We start from the raw sequence: 8,758 nt of genomic DNA, 5'->3' as shown, positions 1-8,758 counted from the left end.
CTCGACGCGTCTGAATTTCCGCAATCACCGCAAACTTGTCGTCGTCGATGGACGCGAGGCATTTGTAGGCGGCCACAATATCGGCGACGAATACCTCGCCGACAACGAAGATCTCGGTGTCTATCGTGATACGCACGTGCGTTTCGAAGGACCGATGGTGCAGTGCGCGCAGATCGTTTTTGCCGAGGATTGGCACGCCGTGACCGACGAACTACTCCAACAACTGCAGTGGACACCAACCCAATCGGAAAATGGTGAGGTCAAAGGGATTTGTCTTCCCAGCGGGCCGGCCGACACGTTTGAAACCGCGTCATTGTTTTTTCTGCAAGTGATCAATCGTGCGGAGAAGCGAGTCTGGATTGCAAGTCCGTACTTTGTTCCGGATCAACAGATGTCCACGGCGCTGCAGTTGGCGGCGCTGCGTGGCGTGGATGTACGTGTGATCATTCCCGAAGTGTCGGATGCACGCATGGTTTGGCTCTCTTCGTTTTCATACCTGCCAGAAATGGAAGCGGCGGGGGTGAAGATGTATCGCTATCGAGATCGTTTTATGCACCAAAAAGTAATCTTGGTGGATGATGACACCGCCTCGATTGGTACCGCTAACTTTGACAACCGTTCGTTCCGGCTCAATTTCGAGTTGATGATGGTGTTCTTTGATTCGACCGTTGCGGGTCGTTTGGCGGAAATACTCGAAGAGGATCTCCGTAATTCAGATCCAGCACCGGGCAGCGAGTTAACCGACAGCGCGTACCCATTTCAGCTGCTCGTGCGAGGCTCGCGACTGCTGTCGCCGATCCAGTAGTCGCGTGTGTGGCACACATAAATACGACGCGGTGTGCTGGCTGCGAAACGCGATTATCGTAATTTGCGGTGTTCGGATGTTGGAAACGGCATTGCTGGCGTTTGGCATCCACTATGATCTGTGTTTTCCGGTAAGCAAAGCAATGCTGGTCGCGAACGATCGTGACTCGTCACGCAGGCGGCTACCGTGATGCCCACCCCCATCCCCACAGAAAACGAAACCAAAGTTCATGTCCCCATTTGTCGCTGAGTTTATCGGCACGATGATGCTGATTCTGTTTGGCAACGGCGTGGTTGCCAATGTCGTCCTGGCCCGCACCAAAGGAAACGATTCCGGTTGGATCGTGATCGCAGCAGGTTGGGGGATTGCGGTGTTCATTGGCGCCTTTTGTGCAAACGATTTCAGTGGGGCTCACATTAATCCTGCGGTCACCATCGCGATGTTGATTGCGGGCAAATTAAGTCTCGGTTTGGCGATTCCCTATTTTGCCGCGCAGATGCTTGGTGCTATCGCAGGTGCGATCTTGGTCTATCTGTTCTACCGTGAACATTTCAAAGTCACCGAGAACGCCGACAGTAAACTGGCGTGTTTCTGCACCTCGCCCAACATTCGAAATTTGCCGCAAGCGTTTATGTGTGAAGCCGTTGGCACGTTTGCCTTGATCCTGCCCATTTTCTTGATGATTACCCCGAGTCTGACCAATGGCGACGCCGCTGTGGATACCGACCCCGTACTCGGGCTGGGCACGCTCGGGTTCCTGCCCGTGGGGATGTTGGTGTTTGGCATTGGGCTGTCGCTCGGCGGGACAACCGGATACGCGATCAATCCGGCACGTGATCTGGGGCCTCGATTGGTGCACGCACTGCTGCCGATCCCGGGAAAACGTGACAGCGACTGGAGCTATGCATGGGTTCCCGTCGTTGCTCCGATTGTCGGTGGTTCGCTTGCGGCGATCGTGTATTTGATGATTGCCTGATAACCTGCGGTCCATCGAGAACGTTGCTTCGATGGCTGGTTTCGTTATGATCGCAAAGCGGTCGACAACTTTGACTTGATAAAACTCTTTTGTAACGATTGATAAGCTATGGAAAACTTTTTGAAGCGATTCTACTGTCTCGGCCCAGCCACGGTTGCTGTTGCATGGTGTTGTCTGGCGCACGTCAACCTTGCCACCGCACAATCGCCCCGCATCGCGGCAGAATCGAAATTAACATCGGCCGATTGGCCTGGATGGCGAGGTACCACCGTCAACGGCATCGCGTCATCGGATCAAGATCCACCTTTAAAATGGAGCCGCGAAGACAACGTGTTGTGGCGAACGCCGATCGCGGGTCGCGGGCACGGTTCGCCTACGCTGCTCGGTTCACGCGTTTATCTGCCGACTGCTGACGAATCGCGAAAGGTCCAGTTGGTGTTGTGCATTGATCGTGCTACTGGCAAACCGCTATGGGAGTCCGTCGTGCATGAAGGCGGGTTCGAGAACAAGAGCGGCCGCAAGGCGAACGAGAAAGCAACACTGGCTTCGTCGACCATCGCAACCGACGGAACGCGTTTGTACATCAATTTCATCAACGACAGTGCGATGTTCACCTCCGCATTGGATTTAGATGGAAACGTGCTGTGGCAGACTCGCGTTAATGACTACTTGATTCACCAAGGTTATGGATCCTCGCCAACAATCTACCAAGATTTGGTGCTTGTCACGTGCGACAACAAGGCGGGCGGTGCGATCGCGGCATTAAACCGAAACACCGGTGACATTGTTTGGAAGCGGAAACGCCCCGAGCTTCCCAATTACGCATCGCCGGTCGTTTTGAAGATCGACGGACGTGACCAATTGATCGTCACCGGATGCGATTTGGTGACCAGTTTGAATCCGTTGACGGGTGAAACGTTATGGGAAATCGAGGGAGCGACCACCGAGTGCGTGACCACCACGGTGACCGACGGGACACACGTGTTCAGCAGCGGCGGTTATCCCCGAAACCACCTGGCAGCAATCGTTGCGGACGGATCTGGGAAGATTGCTTGGGACGAAAACTTGCGAGTTTATGTACCGTCGATGTTGCACCGTGATGGCTATCTGTATCTGACACTCGATGCCGGAGTCGCGATGTGTTTGGACGCCAAGACGGGTGAAACGATGTGGAAGAAACGGCTCGGAGGATCGTTCACCAGTTCGCCGGTGATGGTTAAGGATCGCATTTACGCTACCAACGAAGACGGGCAAACGTTTATTTTTCGCGCCAATCCGGATGAATATGAGAGCCTCGGTGAGAACCGGTTGGGCGAAAGCGTATTTGCGTCCGCAGCAATCGCCGGTGGCCAGATCTTTTTGCGGACTGCAGCCCACGAAGACGACAAACGCCAAGAGTACTTGTACTGCATCGGCGAGTAGACTGATGGCAGGCGATCGGAACTCACGTTGTGACGAATGCACAATAACATCATAAGTGGCGGAGAATTGGCTTGCCTGACCGTTTCGCCAACTCAAACGTTTTACCAGCCCAGACTTACGTCGTTCTGCCAATACGCATGAGCCGTAACTGCAAAGCTCAATCCTCGACCGGCTTGTTGATTGATTGAGCCGCGACGCGTCAGCGGTCGGGTCCCACGCGGCACCCGTGCGTTGCAGCCCATGGCTCACCATTGCGATTTGCATTTGGATTCAATCGACAAGCCTTGACCATGCTACGGCAACAATCGCTGGGGCTGGGCGATCGCCGATTCCTCGATCCGGCCGACGGGACGTTGCCCCGATCCTGGTCGTCCTCTGTCTCCTAAATCCTCTCGAGCCTGTTCGGCCAACGCCATCAGCCGATCAACGATCTTGGGATGCTCCGCGGCGACGTTGTGTACGCTTGCGATGTCCTCGACGACATTGAATAGCAGCGGTTCAGACGGCTGATTCGGTTTGAAATGCGGATGAGGCCTTCCCGTCACTGGCAAGAATAATTTCCAAGGACCACTGCGGATCGCCTGCAGTTGATCGGTGTGATAATAGTAGAACGCTTGGTAGGGTGATTTGGCGGATTGTTCGGAAAACAGCAACGGCGAAATGTCATGACCATCGATCTTGCGGTCTTGCGGCGACACTCCGCCCGCGAGTTTGGTGAACGTCGGCAACAGATCCATGGTGGTTGCAAGTTCTTCGCAAACCGTCCCCGCAGGAACCTGGCCGGGTTGCCAAACGATCGTTGGTACGCGGAACGCACCTTCGGCAGTGCTGTACCCGCGACCGTGTAGTGGCAGATTCGAACCTCGGCTCAGATCGTTGACATTGCGTTGGATCGGAGCTCCGTTGTCCGACGTCCAAACGACCATCGTGTTTTCGGCAATCCCGAGTTCTTGCAATTGATCCAGCATCACGCCGATCGACCAATCGAGTTCTTCGATGGCGTCCCCCCACGGCCCGTTTGCACTTTTGCCACGGAATTCATCGCTTGAAAAGGGTGTCGAGGTGCTGCCCGGCATCGCTTGTGGGAAATACAAAAAGAAGGGTTCGTCGCGATGTTCTGCGATCCACTGCATCGCCCGTTGCGTGTAACGCTTGGTCAACCCGTTGCGGTCACAGGGGGCTTCGATGACCGTTTCGTTTTCCATCAGCGGCAGTGGCGGCCATTGCGAACCGTCTTTCCACACTCGTGCCGTCATGTCGTCCGAGTAGGGAACACCGAAAAAGAAATCGAACCCTTGCCGCGTCGGCAAAAACTGCCGCTGGTCCCCTAAATGCCACTTGCCGACGATCGCGGTGGCATAACCTGCAGCCTTGAGTGATTCAGCAATCGTCACTTCATCAGGGTTCAGTCCGTAAGGCGAAACGGGACGCAACACCAAACCGTCGCGAGGATTGGTATGCATGCCAACACGTTGTGCGTAACAACCGGTAATCAAACTTGCACGCGACGGGGTACACACGCCCGCGGTCACACAGAAGTGCGTGAACTTGCGGCCTTCGGCGGCCATGCGGTTAAGATTCGGAGTGCGATGAAGCTTCGAACCAAATGGCTCGATATCGCCGTAGCCAAGGTTATCGCAGAAGACGACGATGAAATTGGGTTTCTCCGACGCTTGGACTTCCTTGGATCCATGTACCAGGATCGTGATCGCCAATGTCAGGCAAACGATGGCCCAGCGAAGTGGTTTCGTTCGTCTCGGTACTCGTAGTCCTAGCATTGCTGGTCGATTTGACAGTCGTCGTTGCGGTGGGATCATCGGAATTTAGGTGGGGCGAGGAGGAGGGGAATCGAAAGGACGCGAATCACAGTCGCCCTGTTGGATCGAGTATTATAGGGTACCAAACGGTGACGCTTATCACTGAGCGTACGCCCATGGTCATTTTCGATCTTTCTAGCGAAATCACTGGGAATCGTTGTTTACAATGTCGCAGTGCAGGACATTAGCACCAGTGAACTGCGAAGCGCCAAGTTCCAAGGTCGAATCGAGCGTTATGGCCGATTCCGGGCACGCAGCATTCAAATTCCCCACAGCACTGAACTGAGAAGAAGGAATTCATGACACGATCCATCCGCAATTTGTCTCTCTTGATCGCCGCTTTATGCATGGCGATGATCCCATTGGCAGCCGACGCGGTGGCGACGGAACGCGAAAACGACTCGCCCAAACGGCCGAACATTCTATTCATCATCGTCGACGATCAGTCGCCCGAAGATTTCAAGTTTTACAACCCAAAGTCGACGCTGCACTCGCCGAACATCGACAAATTGGCGGCCGAAGGGATGGTCTTTGACGCCGCCTATCACATGGGCTCGTTCTCGGGAGCCGTCTGCACTCCATCACGCCACATGGTGATGTCGGGCCGCACCGTTTGGCATTTGCCAATCGCGCCCAACGGCAAACAGCTGTGTCCACCCAATCTAGAACAGAACACGCTTGCTGCGGTGTTCAATCGATCGGGTTACGACACGATGCGAACTTGCAAACGAGGCAATTCTTATGAAGGGGCGAACAAACAATTTACGGTGCGTCACGACGCCACCAAACGCGGCGGAACCGACGAATCGGGCAGCCCGTGGCACGGCGATCAAGTCATGAACTATTTAGATCAACGCGAAGCGGATAATGATTCGGATCCGTTTTTGGTCTACTTTGGATTTTCGCATCCGCACGACACTCGTGATGGCCGACCTGAGTTGCTTGAAAAGTATGGGGCCACCAATCACACCGATCGCAACACGCTGCCTGACGAAAATCCCAAACAACCTGCACTTCCGGAAAACTACCTTCCCGAGCATCCGTTCCCCCACGGGCATCCGGGATTGCGTGACGAAGTCTCGGTCAGCGGCGTCTGGACGAACCGTGACGAACGCACGATTCGCAACGAACGTGGCCGTGAATACGCTTGCGACGAGGCGATCGATATCCAAGTCGGTCGAGTACTGAAGAAGCTCGAGTCGATGGGCGAACTCGATAACACTTACGTCGTTTATACCTCGGACCACGGCATCGCGATTGGTCGTCATGGATTGCAAGGCAAACAGAATCTGTACGAACACACATGGCGAGTTCCGCTGATCGTCAAAGGACCAGGGATCAAACCAGGTTCGCGTGCGATCGGAAACACCTACCTGCTCGACACGCTGGCGACGCTCTGTGATCTGGCGGGCATTGATCCCCCGGAAACCAACGAAGGGATCAGTTTTAAACCGGTTTTGGAAGGGAAGAAGTCAAAGGTGCGTGATGTGTTGTATGGCACCTACAGCGGCGGTACCAAACCGGGGATGCGTTCGGTCAAAAAAGGCGACTGGAAACTGATTAAATACGATGTCTTGGATGGCACCGTACGCGAGACGCAGCTCTTCAACCTCGCAGAAAATCCTCATGAATTTTTGGCGGAACATGGCAAGCAGGATCCAATGCAGACTGATCTCGCAGAGAATCCAAAATACGCTGACAAATTGGCCGAAATGGAGGCGTTGCTGCTGAGCGAGATGCGGCGGCTGGACGATCCGTATCGGCTTTGGGATCAACCTAACGACGGATTGACCGCACCGGCCAAACAAACGCCGAAGAAGAACAAGCCAAAGAAGTCGAAGTAACCTGCGACTTCGTTTGTCCGATCCCCACCGCTGACTTCTTTTGAGAGTGCTTCGTTGATGTTGTTTCGCGTTTGCATTGCAATGTGCGTTTCGCTCGCGTGTGGTGTTCCTCGCACTCACGCGGGCGATCCCGCGGGGCCAATAACTTCGTCCCGGCCACCGAACGTGTTATTCATTGCCGTTGACGATTTGGCGTGCACGCTTGGTTGTTACGGTGACGTGATCGCCAGGACGCCGAATATCGATCGGCTTGCCGCCAGCGGCGTTTGTTTCCAACGAGCTTATAACCAATTGCCGCTGTGTAACCCCACTCGGGCGTCGATCATGACGGGACTGCGGCCTGACAAAATCAAAGTCTACGACCTCGATCGCCACTTTCGCGACGAGTTGCCCGATGTGGTCACGCTATCGCAATCGTTCCAGGCAGCTGGTTACTTTGCCGCACGCGTTGGCAAGATCTACCACTACAACGTGCCTGCGGCGATTGGGACGGACGGTTTTGATGATCCGCCGTCATGGAATCAAACCATTAACCCCCGAGGTCGCGATAAGACCGACGAGGTGTTGGTCTACAACGCCGAACCGCATCGAAAGATCAGCGGTGCACTCAGTTGGTTGGCTGCCGACGGCGAGGATGAAGAGCAGACCGACGGGATGATCGCCAGCGAAGCGATCAAGCTCATGCAGCAGAAACGCGACAAACCATTCTTTCTTGGCGTCGGTTTCTTTCGTCCGCACACGCCCTATGTCGCGCCAAGGAAATACTTTGATTTGTATCCGGCAGCTGAGTTGCGGTTGCCTTACTCGCCGCCCGGCGATCGCGATGACATTCCGCTTGCCGCGTTCGCGCATAATTGTCCCGTGCCGAACTATCAGCTCGATCACGACACGCTAATCAAGGCAACGCAGGCGTATTATGCGTGTGTGTCATTTGTCGATGCTCAGGTCGGACGGCTGCTGGATGCGCTTGAGCAGCTGGATCTCGCTGAAAATACGATCGTGGTTTTTTGGAGTGATCACGGGTATCACTTGGGCGAGCATGAGGGCGTCTGGCAAAAGCGAACCCTGTTCGAGCAATCCGCTCGCGCCCCGTTAATCATCCGCTCGCCACAGCACGCCAAGGTTGGGGGGGATTGTCGCCGTGTTGTTGAGTTCGTCGATATCTATCCGACACTGACCGATTTGGCTGGGGTCACCGCGCCAGAGGATCTAGACGGCCAGAGTCTGCGTCCCTTGTTGGACAATCCGCTTGCCGATTGGGACTCGGTTGCGGTGACGCAAGTGCTGCGTCCCGCCGACGATCGGCTTGGCGATCCGGTGATGGGGTGCAGTATCCGCAGCGACCGCTACCGGTATACCGAATGGGGCGAAGGCAAATATGGATTTGAATTGTATGATCACCACGTCGACCCATTGGAGTTCGAAAATTTGGCGATTGATCCGGACGAGCGGTCCCGGAGCGTGATTGCCCGATTACGTCCGCTGTTGCACGCACGTGCATCAGGGCAAACTCCGACAACGCCATTCAATCCAGAACGGCTTTAGGAACGATGTCATGGACGAATCCAAATCACCGCCGCTTCGACCACCTTTGACGGTGGCGATGCTGGCGTTGGTGATTGCGGGTGAAGCGATCTTTTTTTTGCCGTTTGTGATCGCTCGTGTGTTTCGTCCGACTTTGCTAGAAGTGTTCGGGATCAGCAACCTTGAACTCGGTTACGCGTTTGCAGCCTACGGCGTTGTTGCGATGCTGGCGTACTTTCCTGGCGGCCCGCTTGCCGACGCGTTTGCGGCTCGCAAGATGATGACGGTGGCTTTGCTATCGACGTCGCTTGGCGGAGTATTGCTGGCGGCGATCCCGTCGCTGGGGGTGATGAAGTGGTTGTATGCCTAT

Annotated in this window: 6 protein-coding genes and 1 pseudogene; 6 read left to right on the top strand and 1 reads right to left on the bottom strand. The window is 55.0% G+C overall.

Going from position 1 to position 8,758, the window contains the following annotated elements; all coding sequences use genetic code 11:
• From ABX962_RS22425 to ABX962_RS22415, 3 genes and pseudogenes are all read left to right on the top strand, one after another.
• A partial coding sequence (locus tag ABX962_RS22425; protein WP_372722485.1) for a phospholipase D-like domain-containing protein occupies positions 1-805 on the top strand: 805 nt, incomplete at its 5' end.
• Between the two features lie 226 nt (positions 806-1,031).
• Positions 1,032-1,781, top strand: a pseudogene (locus tag ABX962_RS22420) (MIP/aquaporin family protein); the annotation flags it as partial.
• 120 nt (positions 1,782-1,901) lie between these two features.
• A complete protein-coding gene (locus ABX962_RS22415) occupies positions 1,902-3,203 on the top strand; it encodes a PQQ-binding-like beta-propeller repeat protein (protein ID WP_372722483.1) in 1,302 nt (433 codons plus the stop codon).
• Between the two features lie 293 nt (positions 3,204-3,496).
• On the opposite strand, the gene ABX962_RS22410 is transcribed toward ABX962_RS22415, so the two are convergent.
• Positions 3,497-4,981 carry a sulfatase gene (locus tag ABX962_RS22410; protein WP_372722481.1) on the bottom strand — a complete coding sequence of 495 codons (1,485 nt, stop codon included), beginning with the start codon at positions 4,979-4,981 and terminating at the stop codon, positions 3,497-3,499.
• A 338-nt stretch (positions 4,982-5,319) separates the two neighbouring features.
• Between ABX962_RS22410 and ABX962_RS22405 the strand changes: the two genes are divergently transcribed.
• The 3 genes from ABX962_RS22405 to ABX962_RS22395 all read left to right on the top strand — a co-directional run.
• Entirely contained in the window at positions 5,320-6,864 is a 1,545-nt protein-coding gene (locus ABX962_RS22405; protein ID WP_372722479.1) for a sulfatase-like hydrolase/transferase, read from the top strand.
• A 57-nt stretch (positions 6,865-6,921) separates the two neighbouring features.
• On the top strand, positions 6,922-8,409 hold the full coding sequence (locus tag ABX962_RS22400) for a sulfatase (protein WP_372722487.1): 1,488 nt from the start codon (positions 6,922-6,924) through the stop codon (positions 8,407-8,409).
• 10 nt (positions 8,410-8,419) lie between these two features.
• Positions 8,420-8,758 (top strand): MFS transporter (locus ABX962_RS22395; protein ID WP_372722478.1); only part of this gene is annotated, 339 nt, incomplete at its 3' end.

It is taken from the genome of Novipirellula sp., from assembly GCF_041583735.1.
Lineage (GTDB): Bacteria > Planctomycetota > Planctomycetia > Pirellulales > Pirellulaceae > Novipirellula.
This window is presented reverse-complemented; position numbering and strand designations above follow the sequence as displayed.

Excerpts from the sequence above, each read along its gene's own strand:
- ABX962_RS22410 (WP_372722481.1), bottom strand. The coding sequence starts at position 4,981 with ATGCTAGGACTACGAGTACCGAGACGAACGAAACCACTTCGCTGGGCC.
- ABX962_RS22405 (WP_372722479.1), top strand. The coding sequence starts at position 5,320 with ATGACACGATCCATCCGCAATTTGTCTCTCTTGATCGCCGCTTTATGC.
- ABX962_RS22400 (WP_372722487.1), top strand. The coding sequence starts at position 6,922 with ATGTTGTTTCGCGTTTGCATTGCAATGTGCGTTTCGCTCGCGTGTGGT.